The sequence below is a fragment of the Klebsiella michiganensis genome (assembly GCF_015139575.1).
Classification (GTDB): Bacteria; Pseudomonadota; Gammaproteobacteria; order Enterobacterales; family Enterobacteriaceae; genus Klebsiella; species Klebsiella michiganensis.
Map to the genome: position 1 here is coordinate 1995696 of NZ_AP022547.1, position 22734 is coordinate 2018429.

Genomic DNA, 22734 nt, shown 5'->3' on the forward strand with positions numbered 1-22734 from the left:
AGTATGAGCGCCCCTAAACGACAAAAAGCGACCGCCAGCGACGTTGCGTTACTGGCTGGCGTCTCCAAATGGACGGTTTCCCGGGCATTTACCCCCGGGGCTTCTATCCAGCCCAAAACCCGGGAAGAGGTGATGAAAGCCGCTAATATTCTGGGATATCGACCAAATTTACTGGCGCGTAGCCTGACGCAAAAGCAAACGCATATTATCGGCGTGGCGGTAGACGAGCTGCGCAATCCCAATATGGTGCTACTGCTTAACGAAGTGACCCGCCAGCTGCAGAATCGCGGCTACATGGCGCTGGTGATTAACGTTACCGACGAAGAAAACACCCGCACGGCGATGGCGCTGGCTTACCAGCTCCAGGTTGACGGTATCTTGTTTATGGCCACGGTCCTGACGCCGGAACTCATCGCGATTGCCACTGAAATTCATCGCGTTCCGCTGGTGCAGATTGGCCGTAATACCGATCATCCGGAAATCCAGGTGGTCAATATTGACGGCTGGATTGCCGGAAAACAGCTTGCGGAACTGCTGCTGGCGCAGGGGCATCGCACTTTTGGCTATATGAAAGGGCCGGATACCGCCTCGCACCATTTAATGAGGATGGAAGGATACGAAGCGGCGCTGGAGCAGGCAGGTTGCCGGCTTGATACTCTGCTGGTTGCCGGACAGTATTTACGTACCCGGGGATATGCGGCGATGAGCGACTATCTGGACGCGACGTCCGCAGGCGAAAGAGTGGATGCCCTGTTCTGTGAAAACGATATTCTGGCGATAGGGGCGCTTCAGGCGCTGCGCGAGCGCGATTTAACGATGGGTATTGTCGGTTTCGATAATATCGATGAAGCGGCGGCGCCGGAATGGCAGCTTACTACCTACGATCAGCGGCGCGAGCGGCTGGTGGAAGAGGCGTTGAATCGGCTCATCGATGTAACTGAAGGGCCGTCGGCGATCTGGCGCACCGGGGAACCCATCGTGCGCCAGTCCCATCGCCGCCAGGGCTAAAGTTCGCCGGTGATGTACTGCGCCACGCCGCAGCCAAAACTCCAGTCCCCTTTATGGTTGCTGATTACCGAGATCATCAGGTCATCGCCGCTCAGCCCGCAGTGCTCCCGGAGCTCAGCCTGCAGGGTGGCATAAAAAAGCTGCTTCTGTTCTTCGCTGCGCGGGCTGGTATATACCCTCACCACCACCACCTCCCGGCTTCGCGTCAGCCCCAGCCCGGTATCTTCAATAATCATATGATGAGCTTTGTTTTCGTGAACAATCTGGTAGCGATCGCGCTCTGGCACCTTGAACGCCTGCACCACGGCGCGATGTGCCGCATCCAGCAGGGTTTTGATCTCGCTTTCGCTGCGTCCTTCAATGATATCAAACGTCAGTAATGGCATAGCAGATGGTCCTTATTGTCGGATTACCTCAGTGATAGAGATGCTAACCCGTGCTGAAGCCGGCAAAAACCGCTATATTTGAACTCATTGTTTTTATCTGTGAACAATTGCTATGCGCGAGATCCGCCCGGAAATTTACTGGACCCACCTGTACTGGCTTACGGTGCTGGAGGAGCAAAAAAGCTATACCCGCGCCGCGGAAAAGCTGGCGGTCAGCAAATCCGCCATCAGCCAGAAAATCAGCGAGCTGGAGCGGGTTACCGGTAAAACGCTGGTGCACCGAACCACCCGCAGCGTGACCTTAAGCGAAGATGGTCTGCGGCTGGTGGCGGAGCTGAACGAGCCGTTTGGGCAGATTCGCGAGATCTTTACCGGCACCTGCGACGAGGAAGGCGGCCCCCTGCGCGGTACGCTGCGCCTGACCGCGCCGGTCGCATTTTCACGTCAGCAGCTGGTCCCGGCCATCACCCCTTTTCTGCACCAGCATCCGCAGCTTCATCTCCAGCTGGAGGTGACCGACCGACTGGTGTCGCTCGCCAGCGAGGGGTTCGACCTTGCTATTCGCCACTGTCGCCGCGAGCTGCTGCCGGAGACCCACGTGGCCTGGCCGCTGTGCCGTACGGCTACCCTGGTGGTCGCCTCGGCGGACTATATTCGCCGCTTTGGTCGCCCCGATTCGCCTGACGCGTTGCGTCAGCATCAATGCCTCACCTATCCGCGCGGGCCGCAAAGCCCGCACTGGACCTTTGAGCGCGACGACGAGCGGGTGAGCGTGAAGGTACAGGGGCCGTTTGCCACCAATAACAGCGAATCCCTGCGCGACGCGGTGCTGGCGGGGCTGGGCGTTGCCTTACTGCCGGATTTTAGCGCCAGGGAGGCGATTGGCCGCGGGCTGGTTCAGGAGCTGCTGCCGGGATGGCGGCCGGTGGATGCGTTTGCGGAAAGTCTGTACGTCATTCGCCCCTACACGCCGCGCGTATCGCGGGCGGTAGAGACGTTTAGCCGCTATCTGAAGGCGACCTTCAGCTGATATTTTCCAGCTGCTGCGCCAGCGCCTCGCGAAAGCGGGGCAGCAAATCGGCGCCTTCTGAAACCAGCTCCGCCAGGGTCACGGTTTTATCGGCGCGGTATTCCCGCCCGCTGCCAAGCCGGGCTTCGAAATCATTGGCCGCCCGGTGAGCCGCCGCCAGGTCGGCATCCAGCAATACCACCGCGTGCGCGAGAACCACATGGCCTCGACCTTCCGCCATCGGTCGCCAGTACTGGGCCGTGCCGGCTATTTTTCGCACCTGCTCGCCCTCGCCGCAGGCCAGATTATAGCGACCATCGCAAAATGAACCGCTAACCGCCCGGCAGTGGCTGGCCACGCCAAAGGTCGCCAGCGTGCGCTGCAACAGGCCGCAGAGGAAAAGATAAATCGGTTCTGCGGCTTCGCCCAGCGAGTGATAGACCGGCCAGGCCAGGCTGAGATTGACAATTCCCGGCCCCTGCGGCACCAGCCCGCCGCCGGAGCGGCGCTGCCAGACCGGCCATCCCTGGCCGGCGAACTGCTCGCTCACCGCCGGGAGTTCGGCAAATTTCCGGTAGCTTCCCGGCACCACAAACCCCTGCGGGGCCTGCCAGAGCTGAGCCACCGCCTCACCGTCGAGCGCCCGGGCAAACAGCGGCTGCTCGGCAAGGGTGGGATCGGCAAAGTAACCAACCGGTAGCTGCTGGTGGCTAAAGCGCAGCGGCCAGCAGGGTTCCTGAATCATGATTTCTCCTTATCGACGCTATTCGCCATGGCGGCTGGGTTTCATCAGCATCGCCGTAAGGGCGGAGAGCAGGCAGCCTGCGGTCAAGTAGATAGCGACGCTATGCCAGGCGCCGCCGGATAAGGTGACCAGGGCGGCGGCGATAAACGGCGTAAAACCGCCGCCGACAACGCTGGCAACCTGATACCCCACGCCGGCCCCGCTGTAGCGATAGCTGGCGCCAAACATTTCGGTAAACATCGGCTGCTGAACGCAAACCACCATATCGTGCGCAATATTTGCCAGCATAAGCGCGAAAAACAGGATCCAGAAGTATGACTGGCTTTCGAGCGCCATAAAGAACGGGAAGCCGCTGAGGGTGCCGATCAGCGCCCCGGTGATATAGACGCGGCGACGGCCAAAGCGGTCCGCCAGCCAGGCGAAGCAGGGGATCGTCAGGCAGCTGATGGCGCCGACAAGCAGGCCAATATTCAGAAACAGCTCGCGCGGCAGGCCGAGATTCTGCGTGGAATAGTTAAGCGCGAAGGCGGTGACGATATACATCGTCAGCAGCTCGCACAGGCGCAGGCCGATAATCATTAAGAACGCGCCCGGATGGCGGAACAGCGCTTCCACGACCGGCAGCCGCTTTTTCTTCGGCTGCAGCTGCTGTTCGCGCTGCTGCTGTTCAAATTCGGCGGATTCCGCCATGCCGTTGCGGATCCAGAGCGCCGCCAGCACCAGCACGACGCTAAACAGGAACGGCAGACGCCAGCCCCAGCTGAGGAACTGTTCATCGGTGGTGCAGGAGCTTATCAGCGACACCAGCCCTGTAGAGAGCAGCAATCCGACACCGTAGCCCACCTGCACGCCGCTGCTGTAGAACGCCTTCTTATTTTTCGGCGCGCTCTCTACCGCCAGCAGAGCCGCGCCGCCCCATTCGCCGCCCACCAGCCAATCTGGCTGAAGGAGGGCAGCAGACCGATACAGGCGGTGGCGATCCCCATCATCCATACCGTCAGCATCAGCATGCGTTTGCGCCCGAGGCGATCGCCGAAATGGCCGAAGATAATGCCGCCCAGCGGGCGGAAGAGGAAGCCGACGCCGAAGGTGGCAAAGGCGGCGAGGGTGCCCATTGCCGGGCTGATTTGCGGGAAAAATTCCCGGTTAAATACCAGCGCGGCGGTGATGCCATAGAGAAGAAAGTCGTACCAGTCGACCACGGCCCCGGCGAAGCTGCCCCAGGCCGCTCTGCGGGCGCGGTTGAGTGAACATGCCTCCTTGCCGGGGCGCTGAGAAATTAACGTTGAGTCCATACCTGTCCTGTCTGTTGCTGAGTTTTTAATTATTGGAATGAGACGCTTTCCGAATTCGCGCCTGTCCTGAGACTACCGCGCAGAAGGGCATGTGAAAAGATTTTTACCTGCTCTGGGCGTTTAAAGGCATAAAGCGTTTGCTTCGCCGGGGGATGAACGCCCTTGTAGCCCGTTCAGAATGCGAGCTTAGGACTTCGCTTATTGTTTTTAATTTTAATTTTTGAACCCAACGGGGACACCTTTTAAGAAATGACTTAAATGGTTTACAATTAACAAGTCTCCAATTTCGGAAGGGTGAGTTAAATGCGTTTAATTTTTGCAGCTTTATTTTGTGTCATGGTTTCGCCTTCCGCTTTTGCAGAAAAACTGCCAGCGCCTGTCGGCAAACCCGTTTTAACTATTTCCGGCCTGATTGCTAATACGAATGAGGGCGATACCGCCGTTTTTGATGTCGCCGCATTAGAAAAGCTGGGGATGGAAACGCTGGTGACGACCACGCCATGGTATTCGGGAAAGGTCCGCTTTGACGGCATTTCCCTCAGTAAACTCATGGATTTAGTCGGCGCCAAAGGCAAGTCGGCCCGGGTGCTGGCGCTCAACGATTACACCACGATTGTCCCCCTGGACGACTTTCATAAATTTCCGGTAATTTTGGCTTTAAAAATGAACGGCGAATATATGCGCATTCGTGATAAAGGGCCCTTATTTATTGTTTATCCTTACGACAGTAGCCCGGAATTGCAGAATCAGATTTATTATTCCCGTTCGGCATGGCAGGTTTCGAAGATTATAATTGAGTAAGGGTTTGATCTTGAATCGAATACTCACTGCCATTATTTTGTCGCTCTTCATTGTGACCGGTTACATAACTTATCTGGTGCATGAGCGGCAAAGTGAGCTGCAAAAATTAACCCGTTATACTGATTCGTGGTCCGTTTCCCAGATAGTCTCCGAGTACATGCGCCTCGAGGCGCGACTCAGCGCGATGGGGCTGGGGGTGAAGGGAAGCGACCACGATGAGGTGCGCCTGCGTCTGGAAATTATGATGAGCCAGATTGCGCTGCTGCAGCAGGGTGATTTGGGAAAGTTTATCGGCAAAGATCCTCACCGTAAGGCGATAGTTAACAGCCTGATTGATCTTCTGGGCCGGCTGGATAAGCAGCTGGACACCATGACGACAGCGCAGCTGAAGCTGATGCTGCAGGAGATGAGTACCCTGGACGGGCCGTTGACCTCACTCGCGTCCACCTCGCTCGCCCAGGATTTTAATCTGGTTAATCTGACCCACGATAAAATACAAAATCTCTATTACATCTATTCGGCGATTTCCATTCTGCTGATTGTTCTCTGTATCACGCTCGGGCTGTTGATGCTGAAGCAGAATAACACCCTGCGTCGCGCCCACGTGCGGATGAAATTACTGGCGACCGACCTGCAGGCCTCAAAAGAAAAGCTTCAGGTGCAGAACCGCCGTCTGCAGTACGATGCCTATCATGATTCGCTGACCGGGATGCCCAACCGTCTCTCTTTCTGGCAACGTCTGCAGGAGGTCGTCAATCAGGTGCGGCCCTATAACGGCTCGGCGGTCGTGATGCTGTTTGACCTGGATAATTTCAAGGACGTCAACGATACCCAGGGTCACGATGCCGGGGATAAGCTGCTGCAGGATTTGGCCAGCCGACTCTCCTTTTTTCGCAAAACGTCAGAAACGCTCTACCGGCTGGGAGGGGACGAGTTTGCCCTGGTTTCCCATGATTTAACCGAAGAGATGGCGCTGGAGCGGGCGAAGGTGATCCGGGAAAAGATCAGCCAGCCGTATCAGATTTACGACTCGCTGATCCAGATTGGCGCCTGTATCGGGATTGTGATCTCTGACGGGGAAAGCCGTACCGACTATTTATACAAATGCGCCGACCTGGCGCTGTATGAAGCGAAAAAAGAGGGTTCCGGCAACGTTCAGGTATTCCGTCCCGGACTGCTTCAGCGCCAGCAGGAGAATAAATCCTTTGAAGATGACCTGATGCAGGCGCTGAACAAAGGTGAGTTCAGGGTTTACTACCAGCCGATAGCCGACACCATGAACGGTGAAATCTACGGCTACGAAGCGCTGGTGCGCTGGTTTCATCCGCTGCGCGGCAGCGTCCCGCCGACCGAATTTATTCCGGTAGCGGAAAAGATTGGCCTGATTAATCAATTGGGCGAATGGGTGCTGAGAACCGCCTGCGAAGCGGCCGCCAGCTGGTCGTCGCCGCTCAAAGTGTCGGTTAACGTGTCGCCGGTTCAGTTAATGAACAATTCACTGACCGATACCGTGGTAACCATCTTAAGAACAACCGGGCTGGATCCGTATCGGCTGGATTTGGAAATTACCGAGTCTGACGTCTTTAACGAAAATACCCGTTCTCTCGAGATCCTGAGCCAGCTGCGCGAGCTCGGGGTGCAGATCTCCATTGATGATTTTGGCACCGGCTATTCTTCGCTATCGCGGCTAAGCTACTTCCCGTTCGATAAGATAAAAATCGACCGCTCTTTTGTGATTAACATTCCCGATCAGAAAGATGACCTCGATATCGTGCGGCTGATTATCAGCATGGGTAAAAGCCTGCATATGCGCATCGTGGCCGAAGGTGTCGAAACAGAAGAGCAGCTGGAGTCCTTACGCAAACTAGGCTGTGACCTGGTACAGGGGTATTTAATCGGTAAACCGGGACCGCTCAGTTCACCTGAAAATAAGTAATTTGCCTTTTAATATGGGCGGTTCTAGTTTATCTAAAATCGCCCATATTTATTTTTGAATAGATCTAATCCCTAATGAGTACAATAAGGGGTAGGAAAACGTATCGGTAAAAAATAATACCCGCAATGATTAAAAGGGGTATATCATATGCAACATATTTTCCCATTTTCGACCGTATATGTGGTGCGTTAAGAGAGGCGAAATCATGCAGCGAATCATTATTCCTACCCACTATGTGCATACCCGGAGCACGCCGCTGTGGACGAAGCGGACGGCGCCGGCCTCAATCTGGAAGCGGCATCTGGATGCCGGTACCCGGCAGGGCGTCTATCCGCGCCTGTCGGTGATGCGAGGGGCGATACGCTATCTCGGATATGCCGATGAAACCAGCGCGGAACCGGTGGAAACCCTGACCATTGCCGAAGGTGAATTTGGCGTTTTTCCGCCCGAAAAGTGGCACCGCATCGAGGCGTTAACCGAGGATACCGTATTTAACGTGGACTTTTACGTTGATCCTAAAATTCTTATCGAGGGATAATATGAACAGTGAAAATAAAGGCTATGCGTTAGCGCTGATCAACGGGAATAATAAAGATAAAAAAGAAAAAGTGTATCTTAAGCCGATGGCCCTGTATGTCCCTGATATCGCCACCCAGGCCGTGGCTGAGCTTATTTCCACGCTGTCGGTGGAAAACGCCGGAGGAAAGGGGTTTATATTGACGGTGACCAACAATAATAACGGCGTCTCGGTCGATAGCGAGTTTGCTTCTCTTGCTGAGCTGCAGGATCCGCAGACGGCGGCCGATGCGGTAAAAGATCTGATTAATATTGTCCGCGGCTACGAGTCCGACGAAGAGACTAACGTCTGCGGCTGGTAATCGTTTGCCGACGCAGAATCGTCAGCTGCCGTCTATCGTCAGCTGACGCTGGACGGCTCTCGGTGGCCTGCGTCAGCCGTATCCCGCGGTATTTAGCGGCGCGTAATATGTTTAACATTGTATTTGTTGGTATTCTGGTAAATGTCGGATAAATCAACAATGGTATTGTTATGGGCATAGCTGATCGACTGCACCCGTAGCAGCAGGCTGTTTTGTGGAACCTGTAAGAGCTCTGCTTGCTCCCGTGTGGCCAGAACCGGGGTATAGCTGCGGTGGCTCTCCAGGATGGTGATATTGCACTCTTTCTTGAAATAGTTAAATTTCGATCTTTCCAGATTTCCAACGCTTAGCCAGGGAAAAATCGCCACCGGTATATAGCTGTTCTCAATCAGAATAGGTACGTCGTCAATCATCCGAATGCGTCTGACGTAATAGACCTTCTCTCCCGGCTCAATTTTCAACTGTTGTGCGATAGCCAAAGGCGCATCAAGCATCGTGAACTCAATGACCTTATTGCGATAGTTGGTGACGCCGCCGATGTGCATCTGGTAGTTGAAGCCGTCAAGTTCCCCGCCGCGATAATTGCTCTTACGCGCCACGTATGAACCGCTGCCGTGGCGTTTGACGATCAGCTTCTCACTTTCCAGCAGCGTGAGCGCCTTGCGCAGGGTCATGACGGAGACCTGCAGCTCCCCGGCCAGCGCTTTTTCACTCGGTAGCGCATCTCCCACCTCGAATTCATCGCTATTGATGCGATTTTTTAGCCTGTCTGCGATTGTTTTATATATCACTTATAGATTTCTCGTGGTGTGTTCTGTCAGCGGATTATCATTTTATCTTGTTAATAATTAACATATTTTTGTCATTGCGGGGCGTTGTTTTGTCTCTGTCATCTATTTATCTGCTTTTACTTATATATCTGTTGCCGCAAGAGAGATATGACTTTCATCACAGATGACGATTTCACCGCTCTGAATTATGTCTGCCGGCGCATAGGCTGAAACGCATGTATCGGGCGCTGACGGCCGATGTGCGGGACAGGGGGTGAGGATGATCGGGGTAAAAAAATTACAGGATTTTTCGAAGGCCATGATTGGGCCGGTTTTGTATCTGCCGGTTATTGGTCTGCTGATTGCGTTGTTTAGTATGACAACCAATAAAATCTGGGTCGCGGAAGAGAGCTCGCTTTATCTGCTGGGGAAATACGTTTCCAGCATGCTCTGGGCCATCATGAACAATCTTGGCTTCTTCTTTTGCCTCGGGCTGGCCAGCGGGCTGGCAAAAACCCGAAAAGCGGAAGCGGCTTTTGTTGCCGCAATGACCTGGTTTATGTACCTGGCGGCCAACAATAGCTGGCTTACTCTGACCGGGCGGCTTGTTGAGGGGAGCAGCAACGCGCAGCTTTACGGCAGCGGGCAAACCTTTATTTTTGGCTTCCAGGTCATTGATATGGGCGTGTTTCTTGGCATCATTCTGGGCTGCGCGGTGGCTTTCATTCATAACCGCTTTGTCGATATCGAGTTTCGCGGCGCATTCTCAATTTATGGCAACAGCAAGCTGGTTCTGATCGTAATGATCCCGCTGGTCGGCGTGTTTGCCATCGCCACGGTGTACGTCTGGCCGATTGTTGAACATGGCATATCGGCGCTGACCGGGGTGATGAAAACCTTCGGCGCCGCCGGCGTTTTTCTGTACGGTTTTCTCAATCGTTTTCTTATCCCGACCGGGCTACACCACCTGATTTGGTCGCCCTTTGTCTTTACCTCCATTGGCGGACAGCTGTTGATTGATGGCCAGACGGTGGTGGGGGCAAAACCGATTTTCCTCGCTGAAATTGCCCATAGCGCTGGGCCGTTAAGCGACTCGGCGCGATTTCTCACCTACGGTATGGTGAAAATTTTCGGTACCGCCGGAATGGCCCTGGCCTTTTATACAACCGCCAGGCCGGAAAATAAGCAAAAGTTGAAAATCACGCTGATTCCTTTGATTGTGACTTCATTCCTGGTGGGGATCACCGAACCTTTTGAGTTCTTATTTATCTTTACCGCACCGTTGCTATGGCTGGTTTATTCATTACTGGACGGTTTTTTCCAGATGCTGGCGTGGCTGCTGGATGTGCGGGTCTGCGCCACCAACGGCATTATCGATTTTATTGTTTACAACATTCCGGCGGGAGCGCACCTCACGCGCTGGCCTGTGTTTGTCGCGCTGGGGTTAATGGAAACCGCGACGATGTTTTATATCGGTAAGTTTCTGATTCTGCGTTTCAAAATGCGTACGCCGGGCCAGGAGCAGCAGGGGGAGGGGGCTAACCAACCGGCAAGCGTAAGTGCGCCTGACAGGGCTTCCGGCGAGCAGGTCATTCTGGGCCTTGGCGGCAAAGAAAATGTCTGTTCGGTCGAGAACTGTTTTACGCGGCTTCGGGTTGACGTGCGGGACCCCGCATTAATTCAGGAACAGATTCTGAAGACCAGCGGCGGTACCAGCGTCATTATCAAAGGCAATCACGTTCAGGTTATTTATGGTTTAGGGGTTAATAAAATCCGTAATGCCGTGAATCGCTATTTAGATGTACATGAATAATGAGGTGGAAGATGAAAAATAAATTCGTTGTGACCATAGCCGGCGGCGGCAGTACGTATACCCCAGGGATTGTTATGATGCTGCTGGAAAATATGGACAGGTTTCCGTTAAGCGAAATTCGTCTCTATGATAATCATCACGATCGCCAGCGAGTGATTGGCGAAGCCTGTGCGATTCTGGTGGCTGAACATTATCCGCACGTTGCTTTTAGCTTCACCACCGACCCGCAGGAAGCCTTTACGGGCGTCGATTTCGTGATGGCGCATATTCGCGTCGGCCTCTATGAGATGCGCGAGAAAGACGAGAAAATTCCGCTTAAATATGGCGTGATTGGCCAGGAAACCTGCGGCCCGGGCGGTATCGCTTATGGTATGCGCTCTATCGCCGGCGTCCTTGAGCTGGTTGACTACATGGAAACGTATTCGCCGGGCGCGTGGATGCTCAACTATTCCAATCCGGCGGCGATCGTTGCCGAGGCCACGCGTCGGCTACGCCCGACGGCCAAAATTATTAATATCTGCGATATGCCGGTGGCTATTGAAGGGTTATTCGCCGATATTCTCGGGCTGAAATCGCGTAAAGAGATGAACGTCCGTTATTTTGGCCTCAACCATTTCGGCTGGTGGACCAGCATTACCGATAAGGCCGGCAACGATTTAATGCCGGCGTTAAAAAACCACGTTGCCGAGCTGGGCTATTGCAGTCCGAAAGAGGATTTTCAGCATAAAGCGCCGAGCTGGATTGAGACCTTCAAAAAGGTGAAGGACGTTTTTGCGCTGGATACCGATACGTTACCCAATACTTATCTGAAGTACTATTTTTATGCCGACTATGAGGTTGCCCATTCAGACCCTGACTTTACTCGCGCCAATGAAGTGATGGCGGGGAGAGAGAAGGAGGTGTTTGATATGGCCAGAGAGATCGTCGCCCGGCAAAGTGCCAAAGAGGCGCATTTCCATGCCGGGGCGCATGCGACCTTTATCGTCGACCTCGCCTGCGCCATCGCCTTTAACACCCAGGAGAGAATGCTGCTGATTGTGGAAAACAACGGCGCTATCGCGAATTTTGACGATACCGCGATGGTTGAAGTGCCTTGCCTGGTGGGCGTTAATGGCCCCGAGCCGCTGGCGATGGGTAAGATCCCGCTGTTTCAAAAGGGGATGATGGAGCAGCAGGTGGCGGTTGAAAAACTGGTGGTCGATGCCTGGGTTGAAGGAAGCTATCAGAAGCTCTGGCAGGCGATGACCCTGTCCAAAACGGTACCCAGCGCTTCGGTCGCAAAAGCTATCCTTGATGAACTGATCGTCGCCAACCGTGGCTACTGGCCGGAGCTGCGCTGAAGTGTCGCCAATGCCCGATGTTTTCCATCGGGCGTTACCGGTACCGCGATGGCGGCGCGATGCTCCGCCTCGCCCGAAAGCGGCTGAAGAAGCTCCGCCACGTTCTCCCTGCCAACCGGCGCCGAGAGGTAGTTGCCCTGAAAGCGGTCGACTCCCAGCGCCTGCAGTTTGTTGAATTTCTCCATGCTATCTACGCCTTCGGCAATACAGCGGCTGCCGGTCAGCTGGCAGTAGAAGATAAGGCTTCTGATCAGCGCCAGCGCGTGCGGATCGTGCTGCATATCGTTGACGATGCTCATATCCAGCTTGTAAGCGCAGAATCTCATCGTGCGCACCGGAAACATCACGCTGCTTTGCGAGAAGCAGTCATCAAGCATGATAGGGAAGCCGCGCTTTTGCAGGCGGGCGATATTTTCGGCGATTTTGCCGTGACCGTTGAGGTCGGTATTTTCAGCAAACTCCAGCACCAGCCTCTGCGACCTGTGCGGCTGACGCAGCTGCTGGCGCGCGGTTTCCATCATGCGAAGCAGGTTCTCGTTGCCGGCGACGGCGGCGGGAATATTCACGGCGAAATAACACTCGCCGGAATGCTGATTAATATTCTGCACCGCTTCCTGAAGGACAAACGCGGTGAGCACCAGCCAGGCATATTCCGAGCGTATTTGCGGTAAAAAATCGCCGGCAGCCAGCACGCTGCCGTTTCGGTTCCAGCGGGAGAGGATCTCCATTCCCTTTACCTGCTGGTGTTCATCGGTAATGGGCTGAAATACCGGAAAAATCTGTCGGCTGTGGATCGCATGGACAAGTTCACGCTCGAAAGCGGAAAGGGCGGCGATGCTCTCGCTTTTCTGGTCTCTTATCTGGCTGCCGGGAAAGCGGGCGGCCATTTCAGGGTGGTGTTCCACCATTTTTTTTAATCCTGCGGTTCTTTGATTGTAGAGCGTCTTGTGGCTGATGCCGCGGCGTTGAGCCTGAGCGCTGGCGCGGTAGCCGCAGAGTAAACCGAGGATAGCGTCCAGCTCCGGCCGGGTGATCCCGGCGGGGCGCTTGCCGAGCGCTCGCGTTTCATCCTCTGCCAGTTGCTCAAGAGAGGGGTATTCTTCGAGCACGGCGTCGCGCAGCAGCGCCGCCAGGCAGGGGACCGGCAAATCGGAAGCGGCGGCCCGTACGGCGGTAAGCAAACGCCGGTCTGCGACCTGATGCACCAGGGTGGGCCACAGCCAGCTTGCCGGGCTGCGGCTCAGGAACAGCATGGGCAGCGGCGTGGGGGACCGCGCCAGCAGCGCGGCGGCCCGCTTCAGGGTTGCCAGTAGCCCGGCGGGGCCTTCCGGGAGAAACACCACCACGCGGCGAACGCCGGCAGGCAGGGGCGGCGTCTCCGGGGGCAGCACAACGGGCCTGGCTCCTCCCTTCGCTATTATCCCGCTCAGCCCCTCGGCAGCCAGCGAACAGGGCGACAGGATAGCGACGAGCGGCTGCCCGCCGCCGGGGGGCGGGAGATTATTCGTAAACAAAAGTCACTCCGATAATCGACTGCACGTTACCCGCGGTCACCTGCCCGCTGGTGCGCGCGTAGTTGGCGGTTAATCCGAGGCTGACCGCCGAGGTGCCTACGTTGCCTAACGACACCGTACTGTTGGCGGGTACGACGCTACCGTTGCGCGTCAGCTGAACGCCCACCCCCTGGGCAGGGGACGCTGAGGCGGTATTGGTAAATATCGAGTTGCCCGCGTTCTCCGTGGTGCCGGAGAGGTAATAGCCGAGATTCTGGTTTTGCGCGCAGTAAACCGTCAGCGGAATGGCGGCGGATGCGGGATATTCCGGCAGCGTCACCGTCACATCGCGAGCAGAAACGTCGCAGCCGCCGGTTGGCACCACGACGTTGTTGTTGGCGTAAATGTTCCACACGAACTGGAAGTCGTCGTTATCCTTGTTGTTGGTCTGACGCAGGATCAGGACCGCGATCAACGACCCGGCGGAAATGGCGACGCCGCCTGCGCTACTGACGGGCGTCAGATAGAGGACGGTAGGCCAGGGGCTATCAACAATGGAGCTATAGGTCATACGCGCCGTTTCGCTGGTGGTTGGAAACGGGTAGCTGATGCCGTTATACCTGACGGTGCCGGAAAAGCTCGACAGCACCCCGCCGTAGGCCGAGCCGCGCTGCAGCGTTACGTAGTCGATCATGGAATCCGGAAAGTCGTTATGACAGAAAATCTGCGTCGAGAGATCCACTACCAGGTTCTGCCCGACGCTGACCGCCGGCGCGAGGTTCACGTAAACATTCGCCGATCCGCCACCGATGGGGATTGTCACCCCGGCGGCGGTTTTACAGGCGAACGACCAGGCGTTAAGCGACCAGCCCGCCAGCAGCAGCGTTAACAGCAGGGTGATTATCTTTTTCATTACTCTGTTCTCCTGGCTCAGGCGTAGGTATAGGTGACGTTAATCACCGCCTGAATAGTTCCTTGCGTCGCACCGCCGTTGACCGTCAGCGCTCTGACCTGTAGCGGGAAGCTGGCGGACTGGGTGGCGTCGTCGACCTGTACCTCTTTTCTCGCGCCGGTGTTCAGCGTGGTGCCGCCCTCATCCTGCAGCTCAAGCTGGATGTTGCCGGCGGTACCCTGGTTCTTGTAATAGCCGGTGGCGTCCGCCGTACCGCTGAAGCTGGCGGTGACCCGCGACGTGCCGACCGGGCAGTTGCTCAGGGTGAGCGCCACGCTGTGCCAGGGCGAAGCGGCGCCGGCGGAGACCAGGCTAAAGGTATAGAGATCGCCGAGATCGACGGTGGCGTTAACGGTGGAAACGGTACAGGGTTTGGCCACCACTTTGCCGTTAACGGTAATGGTGACGTCGGCGGCCTGTAGCGTCGGGGAGGACGCCGCCAGCATCGCGGCCAGCAGCCATCCGGAATAGGTCGGGTTCATCAGCGCCTCCGGTTACTGAAATTCAAGCGTGAATGTTGCGGTTGCATTAACGTGTCCGGCGGTCACCGGTACCCGGGTGGCCATCAGCCGGGCGTAAAAGTTCAGCGTGTTGGTCTGGCCGGGGGTCAGCGTGGTCCAGGGGATCGCAGACGACGCGGCATTGAGCGGCAGCGCCGTCTGCTGCGCGTCAAGGATCTGCACGCCCATCCCTGCCGCCGCTGAGGCGCCGCCGTCGAGCTGTAACAGGTCGGTATTGATGCTGTCGGCAACGCCAACAAAGCCGACCTTCACCGCGGTAACCGAGCTGCCGCAGGGCGACAGCACGATACGAAACGGCACCAGCGGCGTGGTCGCCCCAACCGCATGGAACTGCTTCGCGGCGTTATCCATCAGGTCGACGGTAAAATCTTTCGACTCGCCCGCCACGGCGCAGGCGTTATCCCGAACGTAGCCGCTGATGGTGATGGTGCTGTCCGCCGCGCTGGCATTGTTGACCGCCAGCGATACGAGGGCGCTCAGCAGATACAGGGTTTTTCTCATCATGGTCTCCTTAGCGGCACTCGGCGGACAGCGGGATCAGCATCTGGTTCTGTTTTTCCGGCGGCAGGCTGTAGTCAGCCTCGCAGCTGGCGTTCGGACCTTCGCCCCATTTCGCCCGCACTTTGCCCGCCAGGGGCATCCCGCTCAGGTAGACCTGGCCGTTATCGGCGACGATGCTGCTGGCCTGGCTGCCGTCAGAAGTCACCAGCGCGCCGAAGGGAACCGGCTTACCGTTGTAGATGAGAGACATCAGCAGCTTGAGCCCGACGTGGGCCTTAAACTCCGCGCGGACAATCGCGCCGTGGGTCGGCACCACGCTGGCCACCGCATCGTCCAGGTCGACGTTATCGGCCAGGCTGTTGGTGTCCAGCGCCACCCGGTTTTCCCGGTATTCGGTGGCGTAGGGCAGCACGGCGTAGCCGCGCCAGTCGGTCTGAACCCCGGTCTGGTTTTCCACTTTGACGTTGTCTGCGCCGGGGGCTTTGATCAGCACCACCGTGTCGTTCATCGGCTGGCTCAGCGTGACGCCGTCGGCGTGGGCCAGCACGCCGCCGCTCAGGCCGTAGTACAGCTGTTTGATGCCGTCGCTGCGGCTGTAGCCGACGTTGGCGTTGCCGTAGCCGCCGCGGTAGTTCAGCGCCGCGTAGCCGGTGCCTCCGCTGTTGCCCTCACCGCCGCCGGCGTAGCCGGTCTGCATGCTGTAGCTCAGGTTGTTGCCCTCCAGCAGCGTGCCGTACAGCCCGGCGAGGCTGGTGGTTCTGCCGTTCAGATCGTTGGACATGCTGTAGCTGGCGCTGGCGTGGCGCCAGGCCGATTTGCTGTCGGAACGCAGCCAGTGGCTGAACGGAATATTGACGTTGACCGCCAGCATCTGGTCGCGCCCCTGCTGCCAGGCGTTTTTGGTCAGGCTGTAGCTGAGCGTCCAGTTGATATCGTCGATGGCGGCGTTGAGTCCTGCCTGAAGCTGCTGATCGGCCTTGCCGGTGCCCCAGTAGGTCTGGTGGCTGCCGCTCAGGTAGAGCGTGGCGGTGCGCCCCAGCTGCTGGGTGACGCTAAGCTGCACTTTGCCGCGCTTGTTGTAAGCGAGGTTGTAGTAGTCGGTGAATTTAGGCTTCACTTCAATCACCCCGTCCTGGGTCTCGACGTTGTAGCCGCTCATCCGGCTGTAGGTGGTATCGGCGAAGCTGAAGTAGCCGCGCGTCGAGTAGCGGTAGCCCACCAGCTGAATATTGGTGCCGGTATCCGTCAGCGACTTGTTATAGAGGAAACGCACCGACTGCCCCTGATGCTCGCTGTCATCGGGCAGGGTGGCGTTGGCCTGGGTGATATCCAGCGACAGCGCGCCCAGGTCACCCATGTTTTTCCCCACGCCGAGGTTAAAGGCGCGGTAGCGGTCCGCCAGCTGGGTGCCGCCGTACAGCGTCCAGCCCGCCGGAAGGCCGTGCAGCAGGGTGCCCTGGAAGAACTTCGGTTTCTCCTGCTGATTGCTGCCGCTGCGGTACTCACCGGCGGTAACGGCATAGCGGGTATGGCCCTCGCGCTGGAGCACCGGAACGGACGAGTAGGGGACGGTGAACACCTGGCTGCTGCCGTCGGCCTCTTTGATGGTCACCTGCAGGTCGCCGCCGTTGCCTGCGGCGTAGAGATCGTTGATGGTAAACGGGCCGGGCGGCACCGTGCTCTGGTAGATCTCATAGCCGTTCTGTTTGACCGATACCTGAGCCGTGCCCCGGGCAATCCCGTGAATGACCGGGGCGAACCCCTTCTGGCTGTCCGGCAGCATATTGTCGTCGGAAGCTAGCTGCGCGCCGCGGAAGTTAATGCCGTCAAAGACGTCGCCGTTGGTGTAGCTATCGCCCAGCGTGAGGCGCGAACGCAGTAGCGTAATATCACGCTCAAGCCACGAGTTGATATGCTGCCATTTGTTTTCATTGGTCGTCGAACTGCCGCTGCTGCTGTAGCTCCAGGTGGTGTTGTCGCGCAGGCGCCAGGCGCCGAGGTTCAGCCCGCTCTGCAGGTTCAGGTACGCGTAGTTGCTGCTGCCGCCGACGTCGTTGTGCACGTTGTTGCCGGTGAAGTTGTAGTTCAGTAGCCCGGCGTTAATTCCGTGGTCCCAGAGCTCAGGCGGAATATAGCCGCGGGCGCGGTTGCCCATAAACGCCTGGGGCACGGTCAGATACAGCCGCTGCTGCCCGGCATCAAAGCGGGTGGTGGCGTCTTTGATCATCTCGGTTAGCGGTACGCAGGCATCCGCCGCCAGCACGTCGATTCCGGCAATGGCCGCGGTATTCACGCCCATGCTGGCCAGCTGTCCGCGGGTCAGGCAGGGGGCCAGCCCGTGGCCCTTTTCAGCGGCATTAAAGGTGATATCGCGGGTGGTCATATACCCGTCATTCAGGTAGATATCCGCGCGATAGGTACCCGGCGGCAGCTCCTGGCCCTTTTCAAAACCGGACAGATCCGCCACGGCGGCGGGATCGTCCGCCAGAAAGCGTGGGTTGAAATAGAGCTCCGCCTGCGCGTAAAAAGCCGGTGAGGAAAGTAAAAGGGCAAGGGGGATCTGCGCGAATACGCGAGCAGATCCTGGAGTCATTCGCCGGGAGCCCAAGTGGTCGAGTCCATATTTCAGATGTGACATAGTCCCTCCGGTCCAAAGTCGCCCGGCCATCGTTATTTTTTTCGTTCAGGGGGAGAGCGCTGCTCCCCGGTCAGTTACTGCATGACGCCTTTCATACGCGGGGTGAGTGCGCCGTAGTCGTTAATCGTCCGGTATGTAATCTCGCGACCTGCATCGGACGGTAAACTGACGCTGGCTTCGCCCATCGGCGGGACCAGCGCATTTTTCAGCACCCGGGTTCCGGCGTTGAGCTCGGTGACCGTCTGGTAATAAGGGGTTGGGTTAATCAGCGTGAGTGAGCTTCCGCTGCGGCGGAACTTCAGCTTTTCCGCGGCCTGATCCGGCGGTAGCGCCAGTTTGGCCGGGCGGTAATAAAGCTTGATACGGCTGATAATCGCCAGCTGTAGCGTGTTTTCGCTGAGCTTTGATTTATCCATCGATGGGATTGCTTTGACGTTCATCCAGAACAGCGTTTCCCGGTCCTGCGGCAGCCGGCCATTGGTGGCATCGAGGATGCGCAGAGTATTCTCTTTCTTCCCCTGCATGGCGAACAGCGGCGGGGTAATGACAAAGCTCCCGTCTTTCGCGCCATCGGCGTTCTCTACCCATGACTGGATCAGATAGGTGCTGTCGTCGTTATTGGTCACCGCCAGCTGAGCCTGTTTTTGCCCGGCCGGATAAATCACGCGGGTCGCGCCCAGCGCCACGCCGGCCTGTGCCTGAGCGGTAAAACCGGCGGTAGAGAGCAGCAGGAGTCCTGCCAGTAAACCGCGCATCCCGCGCGTGGTAGCCCGTCTATTTTTCATGCTTATCTCTTTCTTTCTCACGGTGAATTCCTGTTACCGGCGCTGATTACTGGTAGGTCAGGGAGAACCAGGCCTGAGCATTTGCCGCTCCTCCGGTGACCTGATTCCCGGTGGAACGATATTTGGCGACAAAATGCAGCGTCGTTGGCCCCGTGTGCAGCTGCGTCCATGCCCCTGCGGGCGCATTGAGCGGGATCTGACTGCCGGTTTTATCAAACAGGGCAACGCCAATGCCGGTCGCGATCCCCGGACCCTCGCCAACCGAGAGGACGTCCGGATTTTTACCATCGGCGACGCCGTGAAACGCCACGCCAACGCGCTGGCTCACGGCGGTACTGCACTCCTGCAGGTGAATATCGAAGGGGACGGGGTTGGTGTCCTCCCCGGCCGAATGAAACCGATTGCTGCTGATTTGCCCCATCTTGACCGTCATCTGCCGGTCGCCCGCTTCAACGCGGCAGGACTCGGCAATGACTATCCCCTGAAAGCGCATGTTCCCGCCGGGCAGCATGGTGTCCCACTGGTTTCCTGCCAGCGCCAGCGGTGGGAGCAATAAAATCAACAGACCAGACTTCATTCTTTGCATCGTTATCACCCTTACTCTTATTCGGATAACGGGCCGTCCTGGCCCGACGCGCTTCCCTGCCTGATGAAAAAATTACTCGTACTGCACTTTAAAGGTGGCGTCAGCGTTAGCGGTACCGGCAGTGGCTGCGGCAGTCGCGTAGTAGCGAGCCTGGAACGGGATAACGTTGGTGCCATCGTTCAGCGTGGTTTGCGCGCCGAAGGCGGCGCCATCCAGCGCCAGCGGGGTACCGGTACGGTCAAGGATCTGTACGCCGACGTTAGTCGCGCCGCCCGCGGCGGAGTTCTGCAGGGCCAGTACCGTTGGGTTGGCGCTGTCAATCGCCGTGCCGGTAAACGCGACGGAGGCTTTGGTGGCAACGGTGGTATCACAATCATTCAGCTGGATATTGAAGCCGACAGCCGTGCTGGTGTTGCCTGCGGTCGCCAGCTTTGCAGAACGAACCTGGCCTAACTGAACGGTCTGGTCGATAGAACCGGCATCAACCGCGCAGGCCGCGTTAACCACTTCCCCTTTAAAATGCACCGTACCGCCGTTCACCGTAACGGTATCGGCCAGAGCCGCAGCAGAACTCAGGGACAGTGCTGAAATAACGATAAGTGCTAATTTGTTCATGATAAAACTCCTGTTTATGAATAATCCTGAAGCTATGCTTCACTTAAAAAAACATTTATTGTTGAAAAATAACTTTTGAAACGTAATCCTGTTTTTACAACCTAATTTATTCATCAGGTTGCGGCGGTGCGTATAAATAGTCTTAAGTTTCACGCCAAACTCTTCTGCGATCTCCTGGTTGCTTTCCCCTCTGCTTAACATGCTTAACATCTGCTTTTCACGCAGGCTTAGCCGGTACTTTGTATGATAGTTTCCTGAAGTTTCTTTCTTTAAAAAGAAATTCAGGATGCTTCTGGTATTACTTTTTTTGTCCAGTACGGTTATTTTTTCAAATAGCTCGGACTTATAAAAAGCTAAGTCGCTGGAGGCGAAGGCAACAATGTTTTTATTTGAAAAATAAATCCACTCCGAACCCGAAAGGTCGTTAGAGTCCAAATCTATAATCAAAAAGAAATTGTCAATAAACTCTACTCCAAGCAGTTCAATCAGGCCCAGAGTGAAATATTTATCCTTAGATAAAATATTAGTTGATAGATTCATATCTGAACGCGATCTCATCCTTGGGTTGACCTTTAACTCATCGTTAATAAAACCATTCAGCGAATTGAGAGTAATCTAACATCACCCGTCTCAATGAGGCATGCAGCTGAGGCTCTAAAAGATGTAACCACTACAAAGTTATCATTTTGTGGGTGTTTTGTTTGTGATTTTCATTGTAAATGGCGTTAAAGGTTTATAATTTGTTTTTTTATAGGTTTTTGTAAATTAAAAATGATAGGGTTGAGTTATCATTAAGCTCTGAACAATAGGCACACTCTTTGTATTGGAATTTTCTTAGGGAACATTCCTTGATAAACGTCTGACATCTTTATCTTTAGCCAATCAGATTTCTTTTTATCTGCCTGTGTATATCCCTATAGAGGTGTCCGGATTCTCGCTTTTACGCTGTCTTCAGGACGCTAATTCAGGCGGTGAAAATATCATCCCTGGTCATTTCATGTATCAGGTAGTTAATTGCGTGATGGTATTATTTAATCATCATTTATCTCCTCGGTTCTCACAGCTTCAGGACGCGTTCAGCTCATACATCCCGAATGATGTTCTGGTGGTCTATATTGTTTCAGGCGCAAGGTTAGCTCAGATGGGCCTGGTTACGCCGTGTGTTTCGATGAAGGCAATAATAGCATTGTGTTTTTTTTTAGTTATATGTATTCTCTTTTATTGGTTTTTAGGTGTTAAAGTTCAATTTACAATAAAGTTAAGGTTATTATCAGTATAAAATACTGCGCATGTGCCTGATGTGCGGATTGTGTGCGACTGAGGATTATTTGTAAGGCTGGTTTATGATCTACAAAATTCAAGGAACGATCCATTTCAGGAGCGATGACGGGCTGATATGGCTCGATGAAGACTCATGCGTCACGCTGACAGCCACCACAAGCCGCCTGCTTAAGTTCCTTTTAGACCACAGGGAGCATGTGGTTTACAGGAACGAGATACTTGAAAAAGTCTGGGATGCGCATGGGCTGCGGACCTCTAGCCATAGCCTCAATAAATATATTTCTGACCTGAGAGCCATCTTCAGGAATATGGGCTGTGTCGAGGAGATTATCGTTACCGTGCCCCGGGTTGGGTTTATGGTGTCCGCGAGCATACTGATTGAGAGGGTGGATAATTCAGCCCCCGTCATACGTAATGAAAACGATGCGGAAGCTATTGCGTTAAGCAGCAGCGGCTGTACACATAAGGGAACACGTAAATTTTCTGCGGGATGGGCAAAAAAGTCTGGCTATGCGCTGCTTGCGCTATTTGTGTTGGTTATCCTTTTCTGGAGCGTGAGTGCCGACCGATATCGCCTGATTTTTGCGGCCGGCCAGGATGAAGGCTATTATCTGGGAAGCATTGATTCTTGCCCGGTCAGAACTTTTAACGCCATACCGAATGAGCAACAGCAAAAGATGATGGTTCTGGTCCGCCAGCTGATCGCAAAGCAGAAAATGGTGTGCTTAGGCAACAGCGTTTTTTACTTTAATATTTCGGAATCTGTATTAAAAGCCAATGAGGGAAGGATTTTTTTGGCCCACTGTATCTACTCAAAAATAAAACCAGGTGCGCTGTATTCATGTGAGAACTACTATAGGCCTGATTATGAAATTCCTGAATAACGTTAAGGTAAAGCGCGTTTATGTTCTGTTGTCAATTTTATTTGCTGTTTTTGTTTGCGGCTGGCTGATAAATCATTTTCATCAGCAAAACGATTTTGATTGTTCCGCAAATTTGCGAATTGAATCGGGCTCATTTGGCTTTGATGCAAACTTTAAAACTTTCTTGCTGATGCGGGGAAATAACAGCGGCTATTTTGACGTTTCCGGAAAAGTGATAGTCGATAACGTCAAGTACAATGTCGAAAGATCGTATCATTTCATCTATGCAAAGAAAGCTAATAACATTTACCACTTAACCCAAACGACCATCTCGAAGCGGAAAGCCGACAATATGATCGAGGGAATGATGCAAAAAGTCTTTTTTAGCCCCGATCCGGACTCGGGACGCTATATTAAGATACAAAAGATGAAAAATGGCTGGATCGTCCGCAGCCTGTACTCACCCTCGTTTATTTGCGTAAACAATTGATATTAATAAGTTATGGGGTTTTTCCTCT

Annotated in this window: 22 protein-coding genes and 1 pseudogene; 10 read left to right on the top strand and 13 right to left on the bottom strand. The window is 55.2% G+C overall.

All coding sequences use genetic code 11. The annotated features are described in order from the left end of the window. Window positions 1-3: 3 nt before the first annotated feature. Window positions 4-1008: a LacI family DNA-binding transcriptional regulator gene (locus JLG71_RS09405; protein WP_182157813.1), complete on the top strand. Its 1005-nt coding sequence runs from the start codon at window positions 4-6 to the stop codon at window positions 1006-1008. On the opposite strand, the gene JLG71_RS09410 is transcribed toward JLG71_RS09405, so the two are convergent. Then, entirely contained in the window at window positions 1005-1394 is a 390-nt protein-coding gene (locus JLG71_RS09410) for a tautomerase family protein (protein ID WP_025106055.1), read from the bottom strand. The genes JLG71_RS09405 and JLG71_RS09410 overlap by 4 nt on opposite strands. A 112-nt stretch (window positions 1395-1506) precedes the next feature. On the opposite strand from JLG71_RS09410, the gene JLG71_RS09415 reads away from it, so the two are divergent. Then, on the top strand, window positions 1507-2424 hold the full coding sequence (locus JLG71_RS09415) for a LysR family transcriptional regulator (RefSeq protein WP_004852363.1): 918 nt from the start codon (window positions 1507-1509) through the stop codon (window positions 2422-2424). On the opposite strand, the gene JLG71_RS09420 is transcribed toward JLG71_RS09415, so the two are convergent. Both JLG71_RS09420 and shiA read right to left on the bottom strand, forming a co-directional pair. After that, the gene (locus JLG71_RS09420) at window positions 2417-3148 is read right to left on the bottom strand and encodes a lipoyl protein ligase domain-containing protein (protein ID WP_047723384.1); all 732 of its coding nucleotides are present in this window, start codon (window positions 3146-3148) and stop codon (window positions 2417-2419) included. The genes JLG71_RS09415 and JLG71_RS09420 overlap by 8 nt on opposite strands. A gap of 18 nt (window positions 3149-3166) precedes the next feature. Beyond that, a pseudogene (gene shiA / locus JLG71_RS09425) lies at window positions 3167-4443 on the bottom strand (shikimate transporter). A gap of 303 nt (window positions 4444-4746) precedes the next feature. Here shiA and JLG71_RS09430 point away from each other — a divergent pair. The 4 genes from JLG71_RS09430 (at window position 4747) to JLG71_RS09445 (ending at window position 8058) form a co-directional block, all read left to right on the top strand. Further along, window positions 4747-5244, top strand: a complete 498-nt coding sequence (locus JLG71_RS09430; RefSeq protein ID WP_032693833.1) for a molybdopterin-dependent oxidoreductase — start codon at window positions 4747-4749, stop codon at window positions 5242-5244. A 10-nt stretch (window positions 5245-5254) separates the two neighbouring features. Continuing rightward, window positions 5255-7180, top strand: a complete 1926-nt coding sequence (locus JLG71_RS09435; RefSeq protein WP_200914151.1) for a putative bifunctional diguanylate cyclase/phosphodiesterase — start codon at window positions 5255-5257, stop codon at window positions 7178-7180. 205 nt (window positions 7181-7385) lie between these two features. Beyond that, window positions 7386-7718, top strand: a complete 333-nt coding sequence (locus JLG71_RS09440; protein ID WP_049079460.1) for a DUF1971 domain-containing protein — start codon at window positions 7386-7388, stop codon at window positions 7716-7718. A 1-nt stretch (window position 7719) separates the two neighbouring features. Continuing rightward, window positions 7720-8058 (top strand): DUF1869 domain-containing protein, encoded by a 339-nt coding sequence (locus tag JLG71_RS09445; RefSeq protein WP_049079461.1) that lies wholly within the window; start codon window positions 7720-7722, stop codon window positions 8056-8058. Between the two features lie 92 nt (window positions 8059-8150). Here JLG71_RS09445 and JLG71_RS09450 read toward each other — a convergent pair whose 3' ends face one another. Next, on the bottom strand, window positions 8151-8849 hold the full coding sequence (locus JLG71_RS09450) for a GntR family transcriptional regulator (RefSeq protein ID WP_014229998.1): 699 nt from the start codon (window positions 8847-8849) through the stop codon (window positions 8151-8153). 259 nt (window positions 8850-9108) lie between these two features. On the opposite strand from JLG71_RS09450, the gene JLG71_RS09455 reads away from it, so the two are divergent. Both JLG71_RS09455 and JLG71_RS09460 read left to right on the top strand, forming a co-directional pair. Continuing rightward, complete coding sequence (locus tag JLG71_RS09455; protein WP_025106061.1) at window positions 9109-10641, top strand: PTS transporter subunit EIIC; 1533 nt, start codon at window positions 9109-9111, stop codon at window positions 10639-10641. 11 nt (window positions 10642-10652) lie between these two features. Next, window positions 10653-11981 carry a 6-phospho-alpha-glucosidase gene (locus tag JLG71_RS09460; RefSeq protein WP_014838902.1) on the top strand — a complete coding sequence of 443 codons (1329 nt, stop codon included), beginning with the start codon at window positions 10653-10655 and terminating at the stop codon, window positions 11979-11981. On the opposite strand, the gene JLG71_RS09465 is transcribed toward JLG71_RS09460, so the two are convergent. The 9 genes from JLG71_RS09465 to JLG71_RS09505 all read right to left on the bottom strand — a co-directional run bounded on the left by JLG71_RS09465 (window position 11960) and on the right by JLG71_RS09505 (window position 20612). Then, window positions 11960-13495: an EAL domain-containing protein gene (locus JLG71_RS09465; RefSeq protein WP_192845382.1), complete on the bottom strand. Its 1536-nt coding sequence runs from the start codon at window positions 13493-13495 to the stop codon at window positions 11960-11962. The genes JLG71_RS09460 and JLG71_RS09465 overlap by 22 nt on opposite strands. Further along, on the bottom strand, window positions 13482-14387 hold the full coding sequence (locus JLG71_RS09470; protein ID WP_014229995.1) for a fimbrial protein: 906 nt from the start codon (window positions 14385-14387) through the stop codon (window positions 13482-13484). The genes JLG71_RS09465 and JLG71_RS09470 overlap by 14 nt, the downstream gene beginning before the upstream one ends. A 17-nt stretch (window positions 14388-14404) precedes the next feature. Beyond that, window positions 14405-14908 carry a type 1 fimbrial minor subunit FimG gene (locus JLG71_RS09475; protein ID WP_025106063.1) on the bottom strand — a complete coding sequence of 168 codons (504 nt, stop codon included), beginning with the start codon at window positions 14906-14908 and terminating at the stop codon, window positions 14405-14407. Window positions 14909-14920: 12 nt separating this feature from the next. Continuing rightward, window positions 14921-15448 (bottom strand): type 1 fimbrial adaptor subunit FimF, encoded by a 528-nt coding sequence (locus JLG71_RS09480; protein ID WP_014229993.1) that lies wholly within the window; start codon window positions 15446-15448, stop codon window positions 14921-14923. Window positions 15449-15458: 10 nt separating this feature from the next. Continuing rightward, window positions 15459-18086: a fimbrial biogenesis usher protein gene (locus JLG71_RS09485; RefSeq protein ID WP_064407237.1), complete on the bottom strand. Its 2628-nt coding sequence runs from the start codon at window positions 18084-18086 to the stop codon at window positions 15459-15461. Window positions 18087-18160: 74 nt separating this feature from the next. After that, complete coding sequence (locus JLG71_RS09490; RefSeq protein WP_014229991.1) at window positions 18161-18871, bottom strand: fimbria/pilus periplasmic chaperone; 711 nt, start codon at window positions 18869-18871, stop codon at window positions 18161-18163. A 46-nt stretch (window positions 18872-18917) separates the two neighbouring features. After that, window positions 18918-19457 (bottom strand): type 1 fimbrial minor subunit FimI, encoded by a 540-nt coding sequence (locus JLG71_RS09495; RefSeq protein WP_014838896.1) that lies wholly within the window; start codon window positions 19455-19457, stop codon window positions 18918-18920. A gap of 72 nt (window positions 19458-19529) precedes the next feature. Next, window positions 19530-20072 carry a type 1 fimbrial major subunit FimA gene (gene fimA, locus JLG71_RS09500; RefSeq protein ID WP_014229989.1) on the bottom strand — a complete coding sequence of 181 codons (543 nt, stop codon included), beginning with the start codon at window positions 20070-20072 and terminating at the stop codon, window positions 19530-19532. A 39-nt stretch (window positions 20073-20111) separates the two neighbouring features. After that, window positions 20112-20612, bottom strand: coding sequence for a helix-turn-helix transcriptional regulator (locus tag JLG71_RS09505; RefSeq protein WP_009653324.1), 501 nt, complete (start codon window positions 20610-20612; stop codon window positions 20112-20114). Window positions 20613-21415: 803 nt separating this feature from the next. Between JLG71_RS09505 and JLG71_RS09510 the strand changes: the two genes are divergently transcribed. Both JLG71_RS09510 and JLG71_RS09515 read left to right on the top strand, forming a co-directional pair. Next, window positions 21416-22237, top strand: coding sequence for a winged helix-turn-helix domain-containing protein (locus JLG71_RS09510; protein WP_025106066.1), 822 nt, complete (start codon window positions 21416-21418; stop codon window positions 22235-22237). After that, window positions 22221-22706, top strand: a complete 486-nt coding sequence (locus JLG71_RS09515) for a hypothetical protein (protein ID WP_046877335.1) — start codon at window positions 22221-22223, stop codon at window positions 22704-22706. The genes JLG71_RS09510 and JLG71_RS09515 overlap by 17 nt, the downstream gene beginning before the upstream one ends. The last annotated feature ends 28 nt before the right edge of the window (window positions 22707-22734 follow it).